Origin of the sequence: Echinicola soli (assembly GCF_006575665.1) — a bacterium.
Lineage (GTDB): Bacteria > Bacteroidota > Bacteroidia > Cytophagales > Cyclobacteriaceae > Echinicola > Echinicola soli.
On record NZ_CP041253.1, the window covers coordinates 1,775,164 to 1,801,162 of the forward strand.

At 44.7% G+C, this 25,999-nt stretch carries 20 protein-coding genes; 15 read left to right on the forward strand and 5 right to left on the reverse strand.

Translation table 11 applies throughout. The features are described 5' to 3' along the window. Window positions 1–176: 176 nt before the first annotated feature. Window positions 177–1,154, reverse strand: a complete 978-nt coding sequence (locus tag FKX85_RS07405) for an MBL fold metallo-hydrolase (protein WP_141614124.1) — start codon at window positions 1,152–1,154, stop codon at window positions 177–179. A gap of 255 nt (window positions 1,155–1,409) precedes the next feature. Between FKX85_RS07405 and FKX85_RS07410 the strand changes: the two genes are divergently transcribed. The 6 genes from FKX85_RS07410 (at window position 1,410) to FKX85_RS21875 (ending at window position 8,585) form a co-directional block, all read left to right on the forward strand. Next, the gene (locus FKX85_RS07410) at window positions 1,410–1,901 is read left to right on the forward strand and encodes a hypothetical protein (RefSeq protein WP_141614125.1); all 492 of its coding nucleotides are present in this window, start codon (window positions 1,410–1,412) and stop codon (window positions 1,899–1,901) included. A gap of 113 nt (window positions 1,902–2,014) precedes the next feature. Then, entirely contained in the window at window positions 2,015–2,677 is a 663-nt protein-coding gene (locus FKX85_RS07415) for a pseudouridine synthase (RefSeq protein WP_210416914.1), read from the forward strand. Between the two features lie 132 nt (window positions 2,678–2,809). Next, window positions 2,810–3,781, forward strand: a complete 972-nt coding sequence (locus FKX85_RS07420; protein WP_141614126.1) for an AAA family ATPase — start codon at window positions 2,810–2,812, stop codon at window positions 3,779–3,781. Window positions 3,782–3,974: 193 nt separating this feature from the next. After that, on the forward strand, window positions 3,975–5,162 hold the full coding sequence (locus FKX85_RS07425; RefSeq protein ID WP_229239795.1) for a hypothetical protein: 1,188 nt from the start codon (window positions 3,975–3,977) through the stop codon (window positions 5,160–5,162). Window positions 5,163–5,257: 95 nt separating this feature from the next. Further along, on the forward strand, window positions 5,258–8,152 hold the full coding sequence (locus FKX85_RS07430; protein WP_141614128.1) for a TonB-dependent receptor: 2,895 nt from the start codon (window positions 5,258–5,260) through the stop codon (window positions 8,150–8,152). A gap of 181 nt (window positions 8,153–8,333) precedes the next feature. After that, window positions 8,334–8,585 (forward strand): TonB family protein, encoded by a 252-nt coding sequence (locus FKX85_RS21875; RefSeq protein ID WP_141616735.1) that lies wholly within the window; start codon window positions 8,334–8,336, stop codon window positions 8,583–8,585. A gap of 81 nt (window positions 8,586–8,666) precedes the next feature. Here FKX85_RS21875 and FKX85_RS07440 read toward each other — a convergent pair whose 3' ends face one another. Beyond that, complete coding sequence (locus FKX85_RS07440; RefSeq protein ID WP_141614129.1) at window positions 8,667–9,350, reverse strand: hypothetical protein; 684 nt, start codon at window positions 9,348–9,350, stop codon at window positions 8,667–8,669. A 303-nt stretch (window positions 9,351–9,653) separates the two neighbouring features. Between FKX85_RS07440 and FKX85_RS07445 the strand changes: the two genes are divergently transcribed. The 8 genes from FKX85_RS07445 (at window position 9,654) to FKX85_RS07480 (ending at window position 19,385) form a co-directional block, all read left to right on the forward strand. Continuing rightward, complete coding sequence (locus FKX85_RS07445) at window positions 9,654–12,917, forward strand: S41 family peptidase (RefSeq protein WP_141614130.1); 3,264 nt, start codon at window positions 9,654–9,656, stop codon at window positions 12,915–12,917. A gap of 169 nt (window positions 12,918–13,086) precedes the next feature. Further along, window positions 13,087–14,151, forward strand: coding sequence for a hemolysin family protein (locus FKX85_RS07450; protein ID WP_141614131.1), 1,065 nt, complete (start codon window positions 13,087–13,089; stop codon window positions 14,149–14,151). A 37-nt stretch (window positions 14,152–14,188) separates the two neighbouring features. After that, window positions 14,189–15,310: an AI-2E family transporter gene (locus FKX85_RS07455; protein WP_141614132.1), complete on the forward strand. Its 1,122-nt coding sequence runs from the start codon at window positions 14,189–14,191 to the stop codon at window positions 15,308–15,310. Window positions 15,311–15,346: 36 nt separating this feature from the next. Then, window positions 15,347–15,514: a YqaE/Pmp3 family membrane protein gene (locus tag FKX85_RS07460; protein WP_141614133.1), complete on the forward strand. Its 168-nt coding sequence runs from the start codon at window positions 15,347–15,349 to the stop codon at window positions 15,512–15,514. A 31-nt stretch (window positions 15,515–15,545) separates the two neighbouring features. Next, window positions 15,546–16,349, forward strand: coding sequence for an ion transporter (locus FKX85_RS07465; RefSeq protein ID WP_141614134.1), 804 nt, complete (start codon window positions 15,546–15,548; stop codon window positions 16,347–16,349). A 74-nt stretch (window positions 16,350–16,423) separates the two neighbouring features. Continuing rightward, window positions 16,424–18,202: a TrkH family potassium uptake protein gene (locus FKX85_RS07470; RefSeq protein ID WP_141614135.1), complete on the forward strand. Its 1,779-nt coding sequence runs from the start codon at window positions 16,424–16,426 to the stop codon at window positions 18,200–18,202. Between the two features lie 102 nt (window positions 18,203–18,304). After that, on the forward strand, window positions 18,305–18,997 hold the full coding sequence (locus tag FKX85_RS07475; protein WP_141614136.1) for a potassium channel family protein: 693 nt from the start codon (window positions 18,305–18,307) through the stop codon (window positions 18,995–18,997). A 148-nt stretch (window positions 18,998–19,145) separates the two neighbouring features. Beyond that, window positions 19,146–19,385, forward strand: a complete 240-nt coding sequence (locus tag FKX85_RS07480) for a hypothetical protein (protein WP_141614137.1) — start codon at window positions 19,146–19,148, stop codon at window positions 19,383–19,385. A 645-nt stretch (window positions 19,386–20,030) separates the two neighbouring features. On the opposite strand, the gene FKX85_RS07485 is transcribed toward FKX85_RS07480, so the two are convergent. The 3 genes from FKX85_RS07485 to FKX85_RS07495 form a co-directional block, all read right to left on the reverse strand. Next, window positions 20,031–20,612, reverse strand: a complete 582-nt coding sequence (locus FKX85_RS07485; RefSeq protein ID WP_141614138.1) for a LutC/YkgG family protein — start codon at window positions 20,610–20,612, stop codon at window positions 20,031–20,033. Beyond that, complete coding sequence (locus FKX85_RS07490; RefSeq protein WP_141614139.1) at window positions 20,609–21,982, reverse strand: lactate utilization protein B; 1,374 nt, start codon at window positions 21,980–21,982, stop codon at window positions 20,609–20,611. Before FKX85_RS07490 ends, FKX85_RS07485 begins: the two co-directional genes overlap by 4 nt. A 392-nt stretch (window positions 21,983–22,374) precedes the next feature. Next, the gene (locus FKX85_RS07495; protein WP_141614140.1) at window positions 22,375–23,109 is read right to left on the reverse strand and encodes a (Fe-S)-binding protein; all 735 of its coding nucleotides are present in this window, start codon (window positions 23,107–23,109) and stop codon (window positions 22,375–22,377) included. Window positions 23,110–23,455: 346 nt separating this feature from the next. Here FKX85_RS07495 and FKX85_RS07500 point away from each other — a divergent pair, with 346 nt between their 5' ends. Continuing rightward, window positions 23,456–25,909 (forward strand): TIM-barrel domain-containing protein, encoded by a 2,454-nt coding sequence (locus FKX85_RS07500; protein WP_141614141.1) that lies wholly within the window; start codon window positions 23,456–23,458, stop codon window positions 25,907–25,909. Window positions 25,910–25,999 lie beyond the last annotated feature (90 nt).

Sequence of the window (25,999 nt, forward strand, 5' to 3'; positions counted from 1 at the left end):
CTTCCTACGATTTGCATGATTCGAAAAGCAAAGTAGTATTGGTTGAGGTTTATAAGAATATTGATGTCCATCGACTCAATGTACCGGGAAATAATCTTTCGGGTGAATCAGCAGATTTTATTGTTTCTGCTTTTTGCCTGAAAGCTTTCCCGTCATTTCTGGTTTTACAGGAAGACTTACAGCCCAAAAACCTCATTTAATTGGCCAATTCTAAATCCTTTTTCCAGCACTTTTCGGGCAGCAGAGCTGTTTAGGTCGATGACCGGATTGGTATGGTTAAAGTGAATGAAGATGACTTTGGCTTTGTCAGCTTTGGAAAGCACCTTGAACTTTTCCATGCTTTCGATGATAAATGGATGGGGAATTTGGGTGATATCGCGTGTATTGATTTCTTCACCGCTAAAGAAGGTGGCGTCCAGAAACGCATAGTCCACTTCCTTGATTTGCGACAGAATGTCTTTGTCCCACTTTTGCCATTTGTCAATATCGGGAATAAAGAGGGCGTTTTTGTTAGGGCCTTGGATTTTGAACCCGACTGTTTCGGTGAATTCGTCACGATGGGGAACAGTGATGGGGGTCACCTTGATATGTGGCGTGAGCTGGATGGGCTTTTCGTTTTTTAGCAGTATCAATGAGATATTTTGCTGACTGACCAATTGGCTCCAAGGGCCATTTTCTTCCAGGTAAGTTTTCATTCTCGGCATAGCAAATACAGGCACACTGTCCGCATTCATAGCTTCCTTGCCCAGATACATCAAGCCAGTGTAATGTCCTATATGCCCATGGGTCAGGAAAATGCCATCAGGCATTTCGCTGGGGAATTCCTGCCCAAAGTTTTTCAGCATTTTAAGTTGCTGTGCAATGTCAGGAGTAGCTTCGAAGAGGTACTTTTTTTGAGCATGTTGGTCATATAGTCCCAAGGAAATCACCATTCGACTAGGACCGGGGGTTTTGAACAAGTCTTTGCAGCAGCTTTTTTGACAGCCAATATGCGGAGATCCACCATCTTGGATGGTACCCAAAAGAATGATGGACTGCTGCGGAATATCAAGCTGTGCTTTGGTTATATCGGAGGCTTCTGCCACAGGATATTTTTGAGGGCGGCTACATGCAAGCAAGGTAATTATTAAGATGGGAAGTAAAAGAAATCTCATATTGGCACTCTTTATGCAATGTAAGTTAGTATATATCTTTGACCCAGTATTAAGAATTTGTCCTAAAGCATTTATATACGTGAAAATAACCTAGATCATGTAAATACCTGTGATTTTTATTGAAAAGAATAGAGTACAGGAAATGAGCGAGTTTTTTGTTATCTTCATGATAAAGAAGTATCACTGGGAATAGTTGGTGTTTGGTAAACAAACGCTCAAGAAGTAAATGAAATTTAATATCTAAATCATACCATTATGAACAACAGATCATTTTTAGTAGCGGTAGCCTTGGTACTAGGGCTGGCTGCTTGTGGAGGAAAACAAGCTTCCGAGACCACAACAACCGAAAGTATGGAAAGCCATGAAGCACCAATGAAAAAAGAGGTTTCCTTTACAGTGGCAGAAAAGTACTTTATGAAAAACGATGCTCCAAGCTTAACCAATCCCAAGATCGAGACGGCCGAGGAGTTTGCGAAGTATTTTGGATCTGCAACAGTGATGGGAGAAGATGGAAAGCCTACTGCTATCGATTTTCAGACCCAATACGTGATTGCCGTAACCAAGCCGGCCACTAATATGGCTACAGAGCTAAAGCCGGTAAGCTTAGTCGATGAGGGTGAAGGCGATTTGACACTTTCCTACAAAGTGGAAGAGGGCGAGGCCCAAAGCCATTCCATTAAGCCTATCATGATCGTAATCGTGAGCAAGTCTGCTGACGGTGAGGTGAGTGTGAAAGAGGTGGATTAATTTCGGGTTAAAATACTGAATTTAGCATCATTTGTACCCCGGGATAAGATATTCTGGGGTATTTTTTTGTCTTAATGCCAATAATCATAAACTTTGTTCCTTATCCTTTTATTATGTTCCGATATTTTGTGCTTTATAAGCCATTTGGCATCCTGAGTCAATTTAGTGGGGAAGCCCACACCTTAAAGGTTGTTGGTGATTTTCCAAAGGACGTATATCCTGTGGGAAGACTGGATAAGGACAGCGAGGGATTGCTCCTACTTACCAACGACAAGGTGCTCAACCATTACTTGCTCAATCCGCAGTTTGGGCACCAGCGGACCTATCTGGCCCAAGTAGAAGGGGTTCCTGATGCAGAAGCATTGCGGGCACTTGAAAGGGGGGTGCCCATAAAGGTGGATGGGAAAATGTACCACACCAAGCCCGCAACGGCCAGGTTAAAAAAAAATGCTCCTCTTTTACCCGAAAGGGATCCACCCATTCGTTATCGTAAGACAGTTCCGGATTCATGGGTGGAGCTGAGCCTTATAGAAGGTAAAAATCGCCAAGTCCGCAAGATGACCGCAGCAGTGGATCATCCCACCCTTCGCTTAGTAAGATGGTCCATGGAAGGATTGGACATAGGGGGCTTTAAAGTAGGCGAGGTACGGGAGATGGAGCAAGATGAAATTTATCGCCTACTGAAAGTAGGGCTATCTAAGCTAAAGGCAAAAGCGCACATGGGGAAGGGGGATGGTAAGAGGCCGCCCTTTCCTAAAAGACGAAAGGGGCGGTAAAACTTCTGATTTTCGAGGGCTGTTAAATTGTGTTAAAAGGCAATTTATTCTAAATTAGGCTTCTTAATTTAGCAAGGTGGCTGTCCACCAGCGATTTCATAAACTAAGCAAAACATAAATCAACTCAGTATAATGCATCAGGAAAAGATTCAGGACGCGATCAAGGAGGTCAGAAAAGTGGTAGTGGGACAGGACCGGATGGTCAATCGGCTATTGATCGGGCTTTTTACCAATGGGCATATTTTATTGGAAGGTGTGCCGGGATTGGCCAAAACCTTGACAGTCAATACGCTCGCCAAAGTCCTTCACTTAGACTTTAACCGTATCCAGTTTACCCCCGATTTATTGCCTGCTGACCTGATCGGCACGATGATCTATAATCAGCAGAATGGAGACTTTGAGGTGAAGAAAGGCCCTATCTTTTCCAATCTTATTTTGGCCGATGAGGTGAACCGTTCACCAGCCAAGGTTCAGTCAGCACTGTTGGAGGCCATGCAGGAAAAGCAGGTGACCATTGGTGAGACGACCTTTCAGCTGGACAGGCCGTTTTTAGTACTGGCCACTCAAAACCCGGTGGATCAGGAAGGAACATACCCTTTGCCAGAGGCGCAGGTGGATCGATTTATGATGAAAGTGCACATTGATTATCCTGGCAAAGCCGATGAGCTGGAAGTGATGCGACGGATGGCCAACATGAGTTTTAGCTCAGATGTGCATCCGATCCTTTCTAAAGAAGATGTCTTTGAAATCAGGGATAAGATCAACCAAGTGCAGATATCCGAGCCGTTGGAAAACTATATCATCGAACTGGTCTTTGCTACGCGTTTCCCAGAACAATATGGGCTGAAGGAAGAGGCAAAGTACATCCAGTTTGGGGTGTCGCCGCGGGCAAGTATCAATCTCAACCTTGCTTCCAGGGCAGTGGCATTTATGGATGGCAGGGATTATGTGCTGCCAGAGGACATCAAGGATGTGGCCGAAGATGTGCTCAATCACCGGATTATTTTAAATTATGAAGCCGAAGCGGACAATGTCAACACAAGGGATTTGATCCAGATTATTTTGGATAAGATACCAATTAACAAATCCGTAACATTGAAATAACCGCTATAATCTTATTATGCAAAGCCTTTGATCCGTCAAAGGCTTTTTTTTTTACTTTTTGTTAATTCAATATTAAAAGACCGGATCTTTTTTAAAAAATACATAATTGGAAAAATTCCATGGCGAGGAAAAATTGATTCAGCTTTGTGGAGCGAAAACAAAAAAAGCAAACAAACTAAATCAATTTCATATCATGAAAAAACTCAATCTACTCTTTTTAATGTTGATCGGAGCATCGGTGATGTTCACGTCTTGTGGTGAAGATGACCCAACTCCAACACCGGATCCAGATCCAGAAGATGAAATGGTTCTAAGTGAAAACATTTCAGAAGACATGACCTTGGAGTCAGGAAATGTATATACCCTAGCCAGCAGAGTTTCTGTATTGGACGGTGTGACCTTGACAATCGAGCCAGGTGTAATCATCAAAGGTGAAGCTGGTTCAGGAGCAAACGCCACTGCATTGGTTATCGCCAGAGGTGCAAAGATCATGGCAGAAGGCACGGCTGATCAGCCTATTATATTCACTACCGTGGCGGATGAAATCCAGCCAGGTGAAATTTATCATGAAGATGGTCTTTCTCCTGAGCAAAACGGCCTTTGGGGTGGACTATTGATCTTGGGTAAAGCGCCTATTTCGGTAGGTGGTGATAATTCTGAGACTCAAATAGAAGGTATTCCACCATCCGATACGAATGGTCTATACGGTGGATCAGATGTCGAAGATAATTCTGGTGTAGTGAAGTATGTATCCATTCGTCATGGAGGTGCCAACATCGGAGACGGTAACGAAATCAACGGTCTTACTTTAGGAGGCGTAGGCTCTGCTACAGTAATTGAAAATGTAGAAGTTATCGGTAACAATGATGATGGTATCGAATGGTTCGGTGGTACGGTAAGTGTTAAAAATGCGATCGTATGGAATGCAGGTGATGATGCCATCGATGCTGACCAGGCGTGGAATGGCACTTTGGATAACTTTATCGTTGTTAATGCCGGAGACAAGTCCTTTGAGCTAGATGGACCGGAAGGTTCTTATGTAGATGGAAATTATACCTTGACAAACGGCTCTATTATCGCCGGTGGAGCAGCAGGCTTGGTGGACAATGACGAAAACACAAATGTAAACATGTCCAATATCTACTTCACTAGCCTGGTGGAAGGTCAGACTTTTGACGAGCTGCCAACTGTAGATGGTGAATTCAGCAGCTTCGAAGTAACCCTTCCTGAAGGTGGTACAGTAGCTGACTTCTTCTTGGGTGGATCGGCCGCCTTCACGACTGCTGTAGCAGAAGGAGAAAATACGGTAGGTGCTGACAAGTCTGTTTTTGCAGGATGGTCTTGGACTTCCGTATCAGGTTCTCTGGACATTTTGAAATAATACAATCATCCAAATAAAGAAGGGATCGTGCTCGATCCCTTCTCTTTACTTTTTCAACTTATAATCGTTCGCTGTAACTTAATAATTCTAAAAAAATGAAAAAGATCTTTGTAGCCTTTACCTTATTGGTATTTGCTGCGCTTCCCCAACTCGCTTTTGCCCAGCAAGGGACAATTCGAGGAAACATTATTGACGAAGGTTTAGGAGAACCTTTGATCGGGGTTTCTGTTTTGGTCAAAGAAACACAAACCGGTGCTGTTACGGACCTGGATGGAGCTTTTGAAATAAAGCTTGCACCCGGAACTTATTCGCTTGTAGCGTCTTTCATTTCTTTTAATAAAGTAGAAATCAGTGAGGTAGAAGTAAAAGCCGGAGAAGTCACTGTACTGAGTGACATCAAGATGGGAGAAGCCACTGAAGAATTGGAGTCCGTAGTCGTGTCAGCCAAAGCCATCAGGACCACTGAGGCTGCCTTGATGACCGTAAAACGTAACGCTGCCAATGTCATTGATGGGATTTCTGCCTCTACATTCCGCAAGATTGGAGACAGTGATGCTGCGTCTGCCATCAAAAGGGTGACAGGGGTATCCATCGAAGGAGGAAAGTATGTTTATATCCGTGGATTGGGAGATCGATATACCAAAACCGTATTGAACGGAGTGGATATCCCAGGACTTGATCCGGACAGAAACTCCATCCAAATGGACATTTTCCCGACCAATGTAGTCGATAATATTATCGTCTCCAAGTCATTTACCAGTAACCTGCCGGCGGATTTTACAGGGGGCATTGTGGATATCGAAACGAAAGATTTCCCAGAAGAAAAAACATTCAAAGTAAGCGCAAGTGGAGGCTACAATCCTTCCATGCACTTTAACAGTAACTACCTTCGTGTGAACGGTAGTAGCACCGACTTTTTAGGCTTTGACAATGGTTACCGGGATATTCCAACAGGTGGTAGTACAGATATTCCTCAGTACGCCCAAGTGGTAGGTAATCCTGATGGTCCAAGAGGACAAGAGTACCAAAGCATCCTTAGAGGATTTAACCCGACCATGGGAGGTTATCGTGACCGTAGCTTAATGGACATGAGTCTAGGACTGTCTTTTGGTAATCAAGTGGCTGTGGGGAATGACAATAAGCTGGGTTATAACCTGGCATTGACCTACAGCAATGAAACTTCTTTTTTCCAAGATGCTCAGTATAACCTATTTGGTAAACCAAGCAATGCGGGAGAGTATGAATTGACTCCACTAGAAACCCAAATCGGTGATTACGGTGTGAATAATGTTCTGCTGGGTGGAATGGCCGGAGTGGCTTATAAAACAGGCCTGTCCAAATTCAAATTAAATTTCCTTCGCCTCCAAAACGGTGAATCCAAAGTGGGGCAGTTTGCTTTTGAAAGCACAAACGTTGGAACCGTTTATGGTGCAGACCAGTACAATATAGAATACAGTGAGCGTTCGTTAACCAATATTCTGTTAAGTGGTGAGCATAAAATGGGATCTACCAATGATTGGGAACTGAACTGGAAACTGTCTCCAACAAGATCGGTAATCAATGACCCGGATGTGAGGGTTTTACGATTTAGGGATACCAATAATTCTATTTCTACAGAGGTGGGGCTTCCTGAACGTATTTGGAGAAATCTGGAAGAGGATAATCTAGTGGGTAAAGTGGATGTAATAAAAAATTACACCTTCAGGGATAATCCAGCCAAATTTGGTTTTGGGACAAGCTATACCTACAAGCAAAGGGATTTTCTGATCCAGAGCTTCCAGTTCCAAATGGGAGATAACAATAATACGGATCCTTTTTCAGGTGATCCAAATGAGGTGTTTACCGAAGATAGACTATTCTCTTCTGATCATGTAAACGGTATCCGTTATGATCCGTTGTTCTTGCCAAACAACCCCAATGAGTACAATGCCAGCATCAACAACCTTGGGGTGTATGTAAATACTGAAATTAACCCTTTGGAAAATCTTAAGGCCATTGTCGGGGTGAGAATGGAAAAATATGAGCAGTATTACACTGGAATCAACCAGTTAAGGACAATTGAGTATAACAATGAGAAAGTACTGGATGATACGGACTTCTTCCCTACCCTTAATTTGATCTATGATCTGGGAGAAATCCAGAACCTGCGTTTTTCTTACTCCAGAACCATTGCAAGGCCTTCTTTTAAGGAAATGTCTTTTGCTGAGATCCTTGACCCCATTACTGGCAGGACGTTTATCGGTGGACTTTTTGAGGAAAAAACCAATGGCGGTACAGAAGTACTTTGGGATGGTAATCTCCAATCTACGCGAATTCATAATTTGGATGCCCGATGGGAAATGTTCCCGAAGCGTGGAGAGATCTTCTCTGCCAGCCTTTTCTATAAGAAGTTTGCCAATCCAATCGAAATGGTGCAGTTCCTCTCTGACCCGGGATCTTTCCAGCCAAGAAACGTTGGGGATGGCCAAGTGGCAGGGGTAGAACTCGAAGTGAGAAAATCACTGGATATCATCACTCCGGCAGCAGAGAACTTCTTCTTCAATGCCAACTTGACCTTTACCAAATCCACTATCCAGATGTCTGAGTCTGAGTTAAGGTCCAGGGAGATCTCTGCCAGAGAAGGTGAAGAAGTGTCTTCCACAAGGGATATGGCCGGACAGGCTCCATATATTATCAATACTGGTTTGGCCTATGAAAACTGGGAATCCGGATGGGAAGCTGGTGTGTATTATAATGTTCAGGGTAGTACCTTGTCTTATATTGGTTTTGCTAACCGAACAGATACTTATACGGTGCCTTTCCACAGCCTGAACCTTAACATCAACAAGTCTTTTGGTCCTGATGAGCGGTTCCAAACAGGCCTGAAGGTAACGAACTTGCTGAATGATAAAAAAGAAGAAGTGTTCCGCTCTTACAATGCTGCTGACCAAATTTTCACCAGCCTTTCACCAGGCACGGAGGTCAGCATCAAGCTAGGGTACTCCTTCTAATAGTCTAGCCTTCAATAGTTAGTTAATTAACCTTTATAATACAAAAACGTGGGTAGTGATATCCACGTTTTTTTTGTTTTATACCCTTTAGAGAAGAAGCTGGTGACGCTTATAAAGCTTATTATGGTCGATAATCTAAGGATTTGCTGGTGTTCATGATTTGGTTTTATTTTGACCGTTTATTCTTAAATATCCAAAGGACTGTCGCCGAAAAGGAATCGAAGGAAATGTCCACTTGAGCCTAAAGATTAATGCTGAAGGAAAGTTGACACGGATTGATGTGATGAATCCTGAAGATGTGGATTTGAGCTTGCAGCATGAGGCAGTTAGCGTAATGTCGCTGTACCCTTGGGGTTTTAAACCTGCTTTGGACAGATCAGGAAGTCCAGTGGAAAGCCCATTAAACCAGCCCATTAATTTTAGGTTTCCATAACCTCACATTATAAATAAAATGCCCCATGGCTCTTTCTCCACCACCATTTTTGAAACCTTTTAACCTTCCAATCTCAATCGGTTACTTGGTTTTCTTGCGTCTGGCGTATTTGCCTTTCGGGCATTGGCAGTCGGCGATCATGAAGCGGGCTCCGCGTCTGGTGCCATCTTCCAAGGTGGTCCAGGCAGAAGCCGTGGAGGAAAAGCTGGTGCCATAGTCATCATCGTCCTTGGTACGGACCCTTCCTTGGGTTTGAATGGTAAGTTTAGAGGCCAGCTGGTTATGGTTGGCTTCTATCAAGTTTAGGCTAACGGTACTTTCATTACTGACGGGAATAGGTCCTCTTGGATGTGGAGATGACAGTGTTGGCTTGCTGACATTGTCGCTATTGGCTTGTCTTTCCAGATATCGTTCCAAGTTGGATTTTACCACGTACTTCACACCTAGCTTTTTATGGGCAAAGGCCAGGTCTTCGGCGGTTTTAACGGACTTGATGCCGTTTACCAAGAGATCATATTCCAGTTCGTACCAACGAAAGACATGTTGGAATCCTTGGTCTTTAAAGAGTCCTATTATGATATTGTTCAGCCTAGCGTTTTCTTCAATGGAGAAAGAAGGCAATGAGATGTCCACCACTATCGTGTCCTGCTTATTCATGCAAACAGTGCAATATTGGTTTTTGATGATGGTGGACTTGGTCGAGCACGAAAACAACAGTAGTCCAAGCAATGCCAGGAGAACGGTAAGGATAACGATTTTATTCATACTCAAAGAAATAAAAATTGCTCCTATTAAAACAGGTGAAAGATTGCAATCCTTACTGGTTTATTATCATAAAATAGGTAATTAATGATCGCAAGTGACGAGAGGCTTACAGGGCAGGATAAAGTCCTGTAATTTTCCGACCTATCAATCCTCAAATTTTTCAATATTCCAACTACTTTACACCACTTTCGAGGATTTTTTTATCTTTGGAAGACCCGAGCGGTTTTTTGTTGGAATTGTGCACGGTGGCGTACGTTCGATGGTTTTGTATCAAATTGATTTTTCTTAAAACGTTCAGAGATCATGTTAAAGAAACTTAGCAAATTAATAGGTGCCGCCTTGTTGGTGCCTATTGCCAGTTGGGCGCAGGTGGATGCCAAGATTGCCCAATACCCCGATGTGTCTGACACCCATATCACCTTCAGCTATGGCGGTGACATCTGGATGGTTCCCAAGGCAGGAGGACTGGCCAATCGGCTGACCACCTCAAAAGGAACGGAGTCTTTCCCTAAATTTTCACCAGACGGTACCAAAGTGGCATTCAGTGGAATCTATAATGGCAATACAGATGTCTATGTGATGCCATCACAAGGCGGCGTGCCGGATCGTTTGACCTTCCATGGTATGAGCGATCGAATGGTGGACTGGTACGGTGATGGGGAGCACGTATTGTTTGCCTCCTCCCGTGAAAGCGAGAAGCAGCGGTATAACCAGTTTTATAAAGTATCAGTGGATGGTGGATTGGCCGAAAAGCTCTCGGTTCCCTACGGGGAATTTGGAATGATTTCGCCAGACGGTAAGCAAATTGCCTACACACCTAAAAGTAGGGCGTTTAGGACATGGAAGCGCTATAAAGGAGGAATGGCCACGGATATTTACACCTTTGATCTAGCGAACCATGCCTCTGAGAATATCAGTAATAGCATTTATAATGACGAATTCCCCATGTGGACGGCCGATAAGATATATTTCCTGTCCGATCGTGGAGCGCATCAACGTAACAATATTTACAGCTATGATTTGGCTAGTAAGGACATTGAACAAATCACGGATTTCAGTGATTTTGATGTACTGTTTCCAAGTATTGGAAAGGAAGAAATCGTATTTACCGCGGGAGGCAAGATTTATTTGCTGAACTTGGCTTCTGAGGAATATGCAGCAGTGAGCATTCAAGTGAGCACCGATGTAGCTTCACTAATGCCGCGAAAGGAAAATGTGAAGGATTTCATCCAAAATGTATGGCCGAGCTACGATGGTAACCGCGCCGTGTTCGAGGCGCGCGGAGAGCTCTTCTCAGTTCCTGCCAAGGATGGTCCAGTAATCAACCTTACACAATCTTCCGGTGTGGCGGAGCGCTATCCTTCTTGGTCACCGGACGGACGCTATATGGCGTATTGGAGTGATCGGTCCGGTGAGTATGAGCTGACGATCAAAGACCTGAAAAATGGTGGCGAGGAAAAGGAACTTAGTGCATATGGAGCAGGTTATCGCTATCAACTCTATTGGTCACCGGATAGCAAAAAGCTGGCTTTCGTGGATAAGGCCATGGACATTTATGTCTACGATAAGGAAAAGGATAAAACCACCCATGTGGACAAGCAGAAATCCCTGTTTCAATATGGTCTTGATAATTTTTCAGTTTCCTGGTCACCGGATAGCCGCTATTTGGCATTTGAAAAGAATCTCACCAATCAGCACAATGCCCTTGCGGTATTTGATACGGAAGCTGGGGAACTCCACCAGGTGACCTCAGGCTTTTATAGTGATAATAATCCCGTTTTTGGACCGGAAGGAAAATATTTGTACTGCTTGACGAACCGGGATTTTGATCCGGTGTACAGTGACTTTGAAGGCACTTGGGTCTACGCCAATGCCACCCAATTGGCAGCGATTCCTTTGAGCAAGGAAACGGCTTCTCCATTGGCACCGAAGAATGATTCTACCTCAGTGAAGGAGGAAGAAAAATCAGATGAAAAAGACAGCAAAAGCAAGAATGATAAAAAGAAGGAAGAAGGCGATGAGGAAGAAAAAGAGAAAGCCGTAAAAATTGATTGGGATGGTTTGGAGCGACGGCTGGTGGTTTTGCCGCCAGCAGCAGGTAATTATAGCAGTTTGGGAGCAGTAAAGGGCAAAATACTTTACCTAAAACATCCCGTCACTGGTTCCGAATCCCATCAATCAGAACTTGTCTATTATGATCTGGAAGAGCGGGAATCCAAGACCGTGATGGGCAATGTCAGCGGATACCGCTTGACGGCCAATGGGGAAAAGGCCCTGGTAGTTTCCCAAGGTGCTTTTGGCATCATCGGCATTGGCGAAGGCAAAAAGCTGGAGGATAAAATGCCTACGGACAAGATGGAGATGACACTGGTGCCCAAAGAAGAGTGGCGACAGATTTTTAATGATGCCTGGCGCCTGGAGCGGGATTTCTTCTATGACCCTAACATGCACGGAGTAGACTGGGAAGCCATGCGTGACCATTATGGTAAGTTGATCGATAATGCGATCACCCGGGAAGATGTCAACTACATCATTGGAGAACTGATCGGGGAGATCAGTGCATCCCATACCTACAGGGGCGGGGGAGATACAGAAAGTGCTTCTGGCAAGTCTGTTGGTTATTTGGGCATCGACTGGGGCGTGAAAGATGATGCCTATTATGTGAAGAAGATCATCCGAGGTGCTCCATGGGACAATGAGGCCAGGTCGCCGTTGGATGAAGCTGGCGTGGATGTGGGTGAAGGGGATTTTATTCTTGCGGTAAATGGCGTGCCATTGGATATGGAAAAGGATCCTTGGGCAGCCTTTGAGGATTTGGCAAAGGAGACCGTGGAGCTGACCGTAAATGACAAGCCCAACCTGGACGGTGCGAAAAAGATAATGGTTAAGACACTTGGCTCGGAAACACGGCTAAGGAACCTGGCTTGGATAGAAGCAAACAGAAAGCGTGTTGAGGAAGCTACGGATGGTAAGATCGGCTATATCTATGTCCCGAGTACAGGCTATGACGGACAGCAGGAATTGGCCAGGATGTTTTATGCACAATTTGACAAGCAAGGCCTGATCATCGATGAACGCTTCAATAATGGAGGTCAGATTCCGGATAGATTTATCGAATTACTTGACAGAAAGCCGTTGGCCTTTTGGGCAGTGCGGGATGGTGAGACATGGCAGTGGCCACAAGTCGCCAATTTTGGCCCGAAAGTAATGCTGATAAACGGCTGGAGTGGATCAGGTGGTGACGCATTTCCGGATTATTTCCGCAAGGCAGGTCTTGGCCCACTTATCGGGACCAGGACTTGGGGAGGGTTGATCGGCATTTCGGGAGCTCCTTCCCTGATTGACGGAGGCTCGGTGACCGTACCTACTTTTAGGATGTTTGACCCTGATGGCGGTTGGTTCAAAGAGGGCCATGGCGTAGATCCTGATATTGAGGTAGCTGAAGACCCTACTGCATTGGCCAATGGCACCGATCCACAATTGGAAAAAGCCATAGAGGAAACACTTAGACTGCTGAGAGAGCATCCCCCCATCCAGCCGAAGGTGCCTGAATATGAGGAAAAATAATCCTGAACAGATCGGCAAAGAAGAAAATCGATGTTCATGAATATGACATTATAAGCTTATTTACCACTTAATCATGCCATGGCTGCAAGTCGTGGCATGATTTTGTTATAGCTAATTGAAGAACCTGTTTATTTTTAGTAATTTAAATGATAATACCACATATACTCATATGGTTTTATTAATCCTTTACCTGACGCTGGCGATAGGGGTGTCTTTTTTGTGTTCCATGCTGGAAGCAGCGCTACTAAGCATTACACCTTCGTACATTGCTACACTGCAGGAAAAAGGAAAGGCCTATGCCAAGCAGCTGATGGTGCTAAAAGAGAATATCAACCAACCCTTGGCGGCCATTCTATCCTTTAACACTATCGCCCATACGGTGGGTGCTGCAGGAGTGGGTGCGCAGGCGGTGGAGGTTTTTGGCCAGCAGTATTTTGGCTATATTTCCGCAGGCCTGACCATTGCCATCTTGGTGTTTTCAGAAATCATTCCCAAATCCATCGGTGCTAACTATTGGAAACAGCTGGTGCCTTTTATTGGAGGAATCCTTAAGGTGATGATCTATGGACTTTATCCGCTGGTAAAGGTTTCTGAATATTTAACACAGTTTTTTAAATCCGATGACCAGCATACCACCAGTCGTGAGGAGTTGGCAGCCATGACGACCATCGCCACCAAAGAAGGGATATTTAGGGAAGATGAGTCTAAGATTATTCAAAATCTCATCCGGTTTAGATCGATTTTGGTCACCAATGTCATGACCCCAAGGACGGTCACTGTAGCCATGGAGGAAAATGAAACCGTGAAGGATTTTTATGCCAAGTCTGATTCGAGAAGGTTTTCGAGATTTCCGATTTATAACAAAACTATTGACGATATCACAGGTTATATCATGAAGCATGATGTACTGGCACAGCTTGCCGAGGATAATTTTGGCAAAAAGCTTGCGGAGCTTAAGCGTGAAATCACCATTGTGTATGAGCATTATCCGATTCCGTCGGTTTTAGAAACTATGCTAAATAAACGTGAACACATCGCTTTGGTCGTCGATAAATATGGCGGCATGTCTGGTATCGTGACGATGGAGGATATTTTAGAAACACTGCTGGGCATGGAAATTCAGGATGAGAGTGATGAGGAAAGGGATATGCAAGTATTGGCCAGAAACAAATGGGCCGAACGAGCCAAGAGGATGGGGCTTATCTTCGATACCCCGGGCGAAAATATCGATTGACGAAAATAATTTATAAACAATTTTCAAAGGAGTTTTTATGGAAAAGCAATACCCCAGTAGCATCATACTGGCAGCAAAGTTAATCGTCCTGTTTCTGACAGTGGCCGTCGCCTACTTTTTAAAAAGTGTGTTGGTGCCTTTGATGTTTGCATTGGTAATATCTATTATGTTATTTCCATTATGTAGCTTTTTGGAAAGAATAAAACTGCCAAGGGCGGCAGCCTCCATCATTTCGGTCATTGTGGCGTCCATGATTCTTTCAGGGCTGTTGTATTTTATAGTACACCAGGTAATTGTTATTGGAAAGGACGGCCAGGATATTGCCAATAATTTTGGTAATATCTATGATAGCATCCAAGGTTGGTTAGAGTCCACATTTGGCCTGCAGCCAGGGGAATTGACACAGCGAATCCGTGAGGAGGGCCAAAAGTCCCTTTCCGGTGTAGGAAAATACCTGACATCTGTTTTCAGCTCAGCCGGCGGGACACTTGCCAATGGCATCCTTGTGCCACTCTACACATTCTTTTTCTTGTATTACAGGGATTTCTTTAAAGATTTCCTCATTCAGGCTGTCAAAGGAGCTTCCGCAAGTAAAATGGTGGATACGATCGATAAAATTTATCATGTCATCCAGAGCTACCTTTTGGGGCTGGTGATGGTCATGGGGATCATTGCAGTGCTCAATACGGTGGGCTTATTGCTCATGGGATTGGAATACGCTTGGTTTTTCGGTACTCTTGCAGCAATATTGATATTGATCCCTTATATCGGGGTGGCCATCGGTTCTGTTATTCCAGCCCTTTTTGCGCTGGCTACGATGGACAGTTATTGGTACGCGCTGGGTGTTATTGGCTGGTTTCAGGTGGTACAGTTTCTGGAGGGGAATTTCATTACACCAAATATCGTAGGAGGAAAAGTAAGCCTTAATCCGCTGATTGCCATCATCTCACTGCTTTTGGGTGGGATGTTATTTGGATTGGGAGGATTGATTTTGGCTATTCCTATGGTGGCTGTGATGAAGATTATTTTTGAAATGACCGATGCTACAAAGCCATTTAGTTTCTTGATTGGTGAGCCTGATGCAGACCATCTAAAGAAAGATTCTTACGAAAAATTACTCGATAAACACCAGCTGAACAAAGAGAAAGAAGAAGAATAAGTTTTATAACGAAAGACAATAGAAACAAAAAAAGTTATGACAAATATCATTCGTATTATACTGGCCGTGATATTACCTCCCTTGGGGGTGTTTTTCACCGTGGGATTGGGCAAGTCCTTTTGGATCAATGTCCTCCTGACGTTGTTGGGATTTATTCCGGGGATCATCCATGCGATATGGATTATTGCTAAGCAAAGTGAGTAAGCATCCAATGGTTTAGAAGCCCAATGATATCATGAAGTTGACAAGGAAAAGGCTGGCGCATATTGTTTTTGAATCCGATGATGTCGCCTCCAAGCGTTTTGACGTGATACTGTTGGTGGCGATTTTGGGCAGTGTGACGATAGCGATTTTAGATTCTGTAAAAGCATTGCACAATGCATATGGGACGGTGTTTTATCTCTTAGAGTGGGGTTTTACCATCCTTTTTACCGTTGAATACTTGCTGAGGGTCTGGCTAAGCCGACGTACGACAGGCTATGTCTTTAGTTTTTACGGAATAGTGGATCTACTGGCGATCTTGCCCACTTATCTTAGCTTGGTCGTGGCCAATAGCCATTTCTTGGCAGTGGTCAGGGCACTGCGGTTTTTGAGGGTACTAAGGGTCCTGAAACTCGGTCGATACCTGCGAGAGGCGCAAGTACTGACCGAGGCATTATATAATAGCCGATTAAAGATCCAGGTATTCTTGGGATCTGTCGTGACCATCGTTTTGGTAATGGGCACGGTCATGTTTTTTATAGAAGGGCCGGAGAGCGGGTTTACCAGCATCCCAACAGCCATGTACTGGGCTATCGTCACTTTGACGACGGTAGGGTATGGTGACATTTCTCCTGCAACTCCACTTGGCCAACTTATGGCTTCATTGATCATGCTGTTGGGCTATGCGATCATCGCGGTTCCTACGGGGATTGTCACCTCTGAAATATCAGCTTCTACAAAGCGTAGCAAGCAAGATCAGCGGTCTTGCCATACCTGTCATGCTACCGGGCATGATGAAGACGCCTATCACTGCAAATATTGTGGAACAAGACTTTGATACTAATTAAAACCGAAATATATCATTTGTTTTTTGCCAAGTTGGCCTAACTTTGCCGCATTTAATTCAGAAGTATGAATCTTGATAAGAAGCTGATCAAACAAATCATCGAAAAAGTAATCCTGGTACTTAGCTTTGCTGGATTTGCCTTGGTGATTTATGAGGAAGGTTTTGAAAAGCCGCTTTTGACCGAAGCAGATTCTCATTTGCTGCTGAAAATCATGTTGTCGTCCATTTGGGCAGGTTACCTTGCCTTGTACTTTTTGATCAAATCCAAAACACCTTTTAGCAATAAACGGATTTCGGAACTGGTGGCCATATTGATCATCAGTGGTATCCTCCTGTTTATCTTTACAGATTACGCCATTCCTGGGCTGGATGTGGTCACCCAAGCGACGACCGACCGGTTCTTGGTGGATTTACTGGTAGCAGGGGTGTTTTTGATTGAGCTTTCCAAAGTGAGTTTGGGCGTTAATGAATTGCAGTTAAATCCTCCGCTGATATTTATTCTCAGCTTTTTGGTGCTGATCTTGATTGGCACGGTACTGTTAATGCTGCCAAATGCAACCAATGGCCCCATTCACTTAATTGATGCCCTTTTTACTTCCACAAGTGCGGTTTGTGTTACCGGCCTTATCGTATTGGATACAGCCAAGGATTTTACCCTATTCGGACAATTGATCATTATGCTGTTGTTCCAGCTGGGAGGTTTGGGAATGATGACTTTCACGAGTTTCTTTGGCTTCTTCTTTCGCGGGAGCTTTAGTATCCAAAACCAGCTTTTCCTAAAGGATTTTATCAATGAGGATAATTTTGGAGAGATATTCAGTACACTGATGAAAGTCATCCTATTTACGTTTCTGGTGGAGGGCGTTGCTGCGATACTGATATTTTTCTCATTGAATAGCGATTTGTTCAGTGGTGTAGGTGAAATGATATTCTTCAGTATCTTTCATAGTATTTCCGGCTTCTGTAATGCAGGGTTCAGCATCCTGAGCAATGGCCTTTATGAGCAAGGCTTCCGGGATAATTATAATATGCAGCTTATCATTGCTGTTTCTATTATTTTGGGAGGTATAGGTTTTCCTGTAGTGCTTAATTATTATGGTTACTTGAAGCATTTCATCCGGGGGATGTTTAGAAAGATCGTTTTCAAGGAAAGCTATCGACATTTGCCCAGGGTAGTCAATATTGGAACACGGTTGATTGTACTGACGACAGGGGTTTTGATTTTGGTAGGCTTTGTTTCCTATTGGATTTTGGAAACAAACCATACTTTGGCGGGATTAGACACCTATGGGAAGCTCGTGACCTCGTTCTTTGGGGCAGTGACGCCCCGGACGGCAGGGTTTAATACTGTGGACATGTCGGTACTTTCAGTGCCTACAGTGCTGATTTATTTGCTCTTGATGTGGATAGGGGCTTCTCCAGGTTCCACCGGAGGGGGCTTGAAGACCAGTACCTTTGCAGTGGCCATTTTAAGTTCCTTCAGCATTGCTAAAGGGAAAGACAGGGTGGAAGTGTTTAGAAGGGAAATTTCCAGTAGTACGCTCAGAAAAGCTTTTGCGGTGACATTTCTTTCTTTTATGGTCATTGGAACAGCGGTTTTTGCCTTGATGTTGTTTGATAGGGATTTGCCATTGATGAGTGTGGTTTTTGAGGCTTTTTCGGCTTTTTCCACGGTGGGGCTAAGTCTTGGCATAACAGGGGACTTGAGCTTTGGAAGTAAAATGGTATTGATACTGACCATGTTTATTGGTAGGGTAGGGATACTCACATTGCTGATTGCCATTAGCAAGGGGGTTAAGAACTTGAGTTATCGCTATCCAGAAGAAAGTGTCTTTATCACCTAAGCATACAAGGTGCCAAGTATCAAGAAGTGGGTTTCAATAATGTCTGTAAACAGTGGGCCGTGGATGATTGGCCCAATAACGTAAGAACTAACAACTAAGGATATGAAATTTATCATAGTAGGAATGGGGAATTTTGGGGCTTATTTAGCTGCCCGACTGACCGATAAGGGCCATGAGGTCATCGGTGTGGACAGTGATATGTCCAAAATCGAAGGGGTCAAGGAAAAGGTGACCCATACCATCTGCATGAATGCCACCGATAAACAGGCTGTCAAAAACCTGCCGATAAAGGATACTGACGTCGTGCTGATCGCTATTGGTGAAGATATGGGGGCATCTATTATGGCCACTGCGGTATTTAAGGAGTTGCAGGCCAAACGGATTATCAGCCGCGCCATTACCAATACCCACGAGACGGTAATTAAGGCCATCGGTATTGACGAAATCATCCACCCAGAGGAAGAGACTGCCGAGCGATTGGCCAAGAAACTGGAGATGAAAGGAGTGATCGACAGTTTTGATATTTCTGACGGTTTTAATATCGTAGAACTCAATGCTCCAAAAGAATTTATTGGCAAGACCATCGGCGAAACAGATGTGAGAAATCGCTTTAATGTCAATATCCTAACCATTATCAAGATCAGAAATCGACCAAATCTTTTCGGAGATATGCAGGAGCGTCAAAAGGTCTTGGGTGTGGTCAGTGGCAGTACGGTCATTGAAGAGAACGATATACTGGTACTTTTTGGTGATTTCAAGGATATCCAAAAAGTGTTGGACTTAAACGAGGAGTAGAGATTGGGAAATATTTGATTGGACGCAGTTGCTGGAAGGCGTGGTTTTGGGGTAGTTTCAAACTACCCCCCGCAGCCATTCACTACAGGCATCCTAACTATTGTTTTTTTGTGAAAAAAGGGATCATTTTTTCTCGTGTGACGAAGGAGTGCTCAAATTATGGATTCTATATGATTTACTATGGGTAAACCGAGCGGTAGCGGGCTATGGAGATCGAAGAATCGCGTGGACGGATGAATTGGGTGTCTATGCTCCTGATACAGTCGATAATCATATGTTTTCCTTGCCTATGGTCAGTAGCTACGGCACTGTTAGGATGCTGTCTCCAATTTCTGTTACCAAGCTAATGCTCCTAAGGAGCATCCTTGCTGACATTTCTGTCGGCTAAAACCGTGAGGAGGGAGTCCTGGCCAATGCCGCTGGGCATTTAAGCCTGGTAAGATCAGGATGCCTCCAGGGGGGTGTGCCGTAGGAACAAAACTATTTCGGACCAAGCAATATTTCTGGAAGATGAGAGATTTCCAGGTGGTTTTGGTAAGCATATTTCTCTTTCATTTAGCAATAGTAATGTGAAGATTATAAAATCAGTATAAATCCGTCATTGCGGATGCAGAGCAACGGAGTGAAGCAATCTCGTTTTCTTAATACGGGATTGCCACGTTCCCGATAGCTCGGGACAGGCTATACTTCCTCGCTATGACGGTATTTTAAATCGCGTTTATTATAAAAAATCAGCGCAGATCTTATTAATCTGCGCTATCTGCGTGCTATCGAAACCAACCCTAATCCCCCCAACTTTTTCGCTTGATCCACTATTTCCCTGCTCTTTCCGCACTTGTTGGACAGTCCCGTGGATAATTTACCCACAGTATTCCATAAAGAGCCAAAAAGAATTGAGGTATTGCCCTAAAGGGATGCTCCAATGTCATTAAGTTAGTAAAATGTATCGGTGAAAAAACCCATTGGATCAGTGAGACACTTATGTGGATCGCCTTTTGATCCATGATGTCGCGTGTTTTTCTGTTTCTTGAGCTTACTTTCTTATCAAAAACACCGTCAGGCTTCTGGGACCGTGGGCTCCGATGACCAGTGACTGCTCGATATCGGCTGTCTTGGAGGGACCTGCGATGAACACTCCGTAGCCATCATCTGCCACATTGACCTTTTCATAGGCCCTGTGCATATCGGTGAGCAAGGTTTCTTCGCGGATAACAATGATCAAGTGCTGGGCGATAAAAGGAAGCACTCGATGGACGACATTTTTTTCTGGCATCCAGATGGCCCCATTTTCAGATACGCCAAATTCCCCTTTCAAAACAGCAAGTTCGACATGTTCCAGGTCGTGCGGATCGGAGATTTTACTTACGTCCACATTCCCTTTTACCTCTTCCACCAATGAGGCGATAAGTAGGTCATTGGAGTAGTGTTCCTTTACGAAAGCATCCAATTCTTCCATAGAATTCACCACTTGGAGTTTGCCGCCATTGCCCGTCAATCCTTTTTCGTACCGATCTACGAGATTCTCCTCTTCAGGAAATGTAAGAAAATCCGGTAAAGGGGTGGCTTCAGGCTTGTTGTTTTTTATTGCTGCTAATATGGCTTCCTTGCTGGTCATTGTTTTCTGTTTTTCTTATACCATTCCTTAAAACTCTCCTTGGGGACTTCTGGTAGGTCCCTGTGTTTCCCCCACACGTTGATACTGCTGTAGACCAAACTTTTGGGGGTGATCTTCAGGGCTGTTCTGACTGCTTTTCCTGCCAGGTCGTAGAGGACAGGCTTCCCGAAGGTCATTCCGGCCACCTTCATAGACAATTTTTTGCTGGTGTCCATATTGGTGTTTTCGGTAATCACCTGGCGCCATTTATAGAGCTGTTCATGGATATTGATCTTGACAGGACAGACATCCGAGCAGGAGCCACACAGGGTGGAGGCAAAAGGTAAGGTGCTATGTTTTTTGAGGTCCCTTCCAGGAGAGAGGATGGAGCCTATAGGTCCTGGGACGGCATAGTTATAACTGTGTCCTCCACTTCGTCGGTAGATCGGACAAGTATTCATGCATGCCCCACAACGAATGCACTTCAGCGAGTTTTTAAAGTCTTCCCGGCCTAGTTGCTCAGTTCTGCCATTGTCCACTAGGATGATGTAGAGCTTTTTGCCTTTGGCAGGTCGATGGAAATGGGAGCTGTAGTTGGTGATACTCTGTCCCGTAGCGCTTCGCGCTAAAAGGCGAAGAAAAACACCCAAATCGGCGGCTCTTGGGATGAGCTTTTCGATGCCCATGCAGGCGATGTGGACATCTGCCAAGTGTGTGCCCATATCGGCATTGCCCTCATTGGTGCAGACCACAAAGCCACCCGTTTCGGCAATGCCGAAGTTGACACCGGTGATGGCCGCATTGGCTTCTACAAACTTCTTGCGCAAGTGCTGTCTCGCGGCCTCTGTGAGATAGTTAGGATCGCTGGCGCCTTCTTTAGTGCCGATATGGTCATGGAAAATCTTTCCAATATCCTGCTTTTTTAGGTGGATGGCCGGTAGTACGATATGGCTGGGCGTCTGCTTTGCAAATTGGATGATGCGTTCACCCAAATCCGTGTCCACCACATCGTAACCTTTGTTTTCGAGGTAATGGTTCAGGCCGCATTCCTCGGTCAGGATGGATTTACTTTTGACAATGTCTTTGACCTTGTTTTCCTGAAGGATGCGATAAACATGTTCATTGTGCTCCTTGGCATCCCTGGCCCACAGTACTTCTACACCATTCGCTTTAGCATTGGCTTCAAATTGTTCCAACAACTCTCCCAGATGGGAAAGTACATAGTCTTTGGTCGCTGAAGCCGTATCCCGCAGCGTCTCCCACTCGGGAATTCCCTGGGCAGAACGATCCCTGTTGGAACGCACATGCCAAAGGGTTTCGTCATGCCAGTGGGTCCTGGCGTCGTCTTTTATAAATTCTGCCGCTTCTTCGGCGTGGGTCTTTAATTTCATGTTTCCATTATATTATGCTGTTGTCTCTGACCTGCCAAGTGTTGGTAGGAAAGAGCGGGAATATCCATCTTAGAACTTCAATATTTCTAAGTGTCTATCCTGTTTTAGCGAGTCGGAGACTCAAGTTTACAAAGTGCCAAGTCGTAGACTTGCCACAACTGGTTATTTGTACTTCCCTGATTATAGTTGACCGGATGAATTATTAGATTTCATTGTCAAACATAGTAATAACTGGTCCATCCCTAGATGGAATTTTAGACCAATTCCTTAACTCCTCTGGACTTTTGCTATAAGAAGAGCAGCAGCCATCCATAACGAATTGTGCTTGTCTGCCCCAATCTACCCCGCCTAACCTCCCCTGCAAGGGGAGGGGCAAATTGTCTCAAGTCTCACTACCCGTTACTCTCCACTTTATTTCCGTTAAGGATTTCGGCGATGTGCATCACTTTGATGGGGCTTTTTTGGCGTTTGAGCAGGCCTTGCATATGCATCAGGCAGGACATGTCGGCACCAGTGAGCACTTCCACACCATTTCGCTGATGATCAGCGATTCGGTCATTGCCCATGGTGACGGATATGGCCTCTTCTGCAATGGCAAAAGTTCCTCCAAAGCCGCAGCATTCATCCTTACGGTCAAGCTCTACCATTTCGATGTTATCGACTTTGCTCAGCAGGGAAAGGGGCTTGTTGAACTCCGGATCCATTCGTTCTGAGCACTTGGCCAGGCGTAGTCCGCGTAGTCCGTGACAGCTCGAGTGGAATCCCACTTTGTGGGGGAAGCTGGCATTCACTTTATCTACTTTCAAAATATCCGTCAGAAACTCACAAAGTTCATAGATCTTGGGAGAGTCTTCGGTTTTCGGAAGGATATGATCCTTGACATGAAGAGTGCAGCTGCCAGAAGGTGCCACGATGTACTCAAACTGGCCGAAATTCTTCATAAAGAGATCAGCAGATTCTTTTCCATATCTTTCATAACCTGAATTGGCCATGGGCTGGCCGCAGCAGGTCTGGGAAAGGGGATAGGCGACTTCTACGCCATATTTTTCCAGAAGCTCCAAGGTGGCTTGTGCCGCTCCGGGATAAAACTGGTCTACATAACAAGGTATAAAGAGTCCTACTCGCATAGTTTTTTGATTCGAAATCCTAATATAGGTTTGGCAGGCCGAATGTTCATCCTGCACCATACTGTTTTGGATGAAGGAGGCGAAACGGTGTTTAGGCAGGCATAAATCTTTCGGGGAAATCGGGTAAAAGGGCATCAGCTTTTTCGAGCCCGAGTAATGCCGATGTGGCCATTCCGAAATATATACGTGCGAACACTGTCAAGCCCATCCGATTCATGGACAGGTAAGTAAAGTACACCATTGGATAAGAAATGACTTATATTTCCCCTCGGAAGGTGGAGTCCTGCTTTCCAAATATGACATTAAAGTTACCGTAAATAAACCTATAAAATCAATTAACAGCTACATGAATAGTAAACATTTCTTTGCAGCTTTTTTCATTTTCTTGGCTCAAACTGGCCTTTTAATAGCCCAAAATAGTTCAGGAGAACTTTCTAAGGACCAAAACACCTACCGGATCTCTTCCGGAAACAAAAATCTGCAGCTACAATTTCACTCACCCGAGGTCTTTCGAGTGAAGACTTTTTGGGGCGAGCAGCCTGAAGAACAATACTCCTATATGCTCAAGCAGCAAGCGTTTGATCTTCTTCCTGTAAAAACGACCAAAGAGGAAGGTAGCTTTACCTTCGAGACAGGCAGACTGGTAGTGAAAGTGGACCAATTCAGCTTAAACATTGGTGTGTATGACACACAGGGGAATCTGCTTTCCGGCGAGGATGTTTCAGATGCTGACGGTGGAGCTTATCAGGATGCTGAGACGGTGGGAGCAGTAAAAACGCTACAGCCAGATGAGCACTTTTTCGGCTTTGGTGAGCGCATGGACTTTTTGGATCGTAGGGGCAAAGAGGTGGAGCTGAACGTGGGTAGAGGATTAGGTAGACCTCATATTATTGGCGCTTATAATGTAATGGAGGCCAATTATGCTCCTGTTCCCTTTTTTATGAGCACAAAGGGCTACGGCATCTTTTTCCATAATTCCTATGCAACACATTGGGATCTTGGTTCCGAGAGCAATGAGCACTTGAGCTTTGAGGCAGATGGTGGTGAGCTGGATTATTTCTTTATGTATGGACCAGATTTTTCCAAGTTGCTTTATCATTATACCGGTCTGACAGGCCGGTCACCATTATTGCCGCGTTTCGCCCATGGGCTTCACGTGGGGACTTATAGTGGAGGTACATGGGGACATGAAGAAATGACCAGTACGCACTATGTAGTAGAGCTTGCCAGAAAATACAGGGAAAAAGGAATTCCTTTTGATGTGCTGCACTTGGATTCTACTTGGAGGATGTTTGGTGAAAACGGTGGTAGCGGAGCCACGACCTTTGAATGGAGGGAGACCTTTATAGATCCAGAGAGTATGTTTGACAGTCTCTATGCCATGGACGTCAATATGGTAGGGCTTCACCTGAGGCCCCGGTTTGACAATGGCAAAAAGCTGGACCTGCTGAATCAGGCACGGGACCAAGGGTATGTCTATCCAGAAGAAGATAATCCCGGCGAATTTGTCAATTTCTTTGATGAAGAGGCTGTGGACTGGTGGTGGGACAAGGGCGTGATGCGAATCGCAGAGATTGGTGCCATGTTCCTTAAAACCGATGAGGGAAGTGCTTTTGGCCGTAAGGCGAATGAAAGCGACAAGACAGGGCCAAGGACTGAAGAGGCCAGAAGGCTCCACAATGTCTTCCCTGTAGCTTATGCAAAAGCGCCCTATGAGAAATTCAAAGAATACAACAGCATGCGCGGTATGAATCATACCCGTGAAGGCTATGCCGGCATCCAGCGCTATCCCTTTATCTGGGCAGGGGACTGGCCCAGTGAATGGCAATATTATGGACCTGTGATAAAAGCAGGGATCAATATCGGCCTGTCCGGTGTAGGGTACTGGTCGCATAATATGGGAGGTTTTGAGCATGATGCTGATCCGGAATTGTTTGCCAGATGGGTACAGTTTGGGATGTTCAGCCCCGTGGCACATGTGTTTGGGATGGATCACCCAGGATATAAAGAGCCTTGGAACTATGGTGACACGGCAGAGGAGATCTTTACCCAATATGATAAACTACGTTATCGCCTGATTCCTTACATTTATTCTACTGCATTTCAGCAATACCAATCGGGTAAGCCGATCATGCGGGCCTTGGTATTGGAGCACCAAAATGATTATAATACCTACACAGTGGACGACCAATATTATTTTGGCGATCACATGATCGTATGTCCTGTATTGACTAAAGAGGCCCAGACCAGAACTGTCTATTTGCCAGAGGGTACCTGGTACGACTACTGGGATGGTACCAAATATGAGGGTAAGCGATACTATAATATTGTCACTCCCCTCGATGAGCTGCCGATTTTTGTGAAGGAAGGGGCTATCATTCCCATGCAGGATGCGGTGACCTATGACAATAAGCAAGCCTATGGCACGATCACCCTTGATATTTTTCCCGGAGCTTCTTCATCATACCGTCTTTTTGAGGATGATGGTGTTTCAGAGGAATATATGGAAGGCCATTATTCCGAGACGCGCTTTCAAACCAATGAGCATGAGGACGGATTGGAAGTGCTGGTGGGCAAGGCGGAAGGAAGCTATGATCCTGGGGCACGAAGCTATGTCTTGAAAATTCACACAGAAACCCCTCCTACGCAGGTACAACTGGACGGGGAAAGGCTTAGCCCATTAGATGCAGCGGCCATCAAAAATGGCCAGGCAGGCTGGAGCTATGATGTGGCCGAAAAGGTGCTTTGGGCAGCAGGAATAAAGTCAGCCAAAGAAGAAATTAGGTTTGAGATCAAGTAATGTGATTGACGATCAAATCCTTATGCAGGCGGTTTTATCAGTACAGAACAGGACAGTATTTTAGTTTAAAAAGAATAATTTCGCTATTAT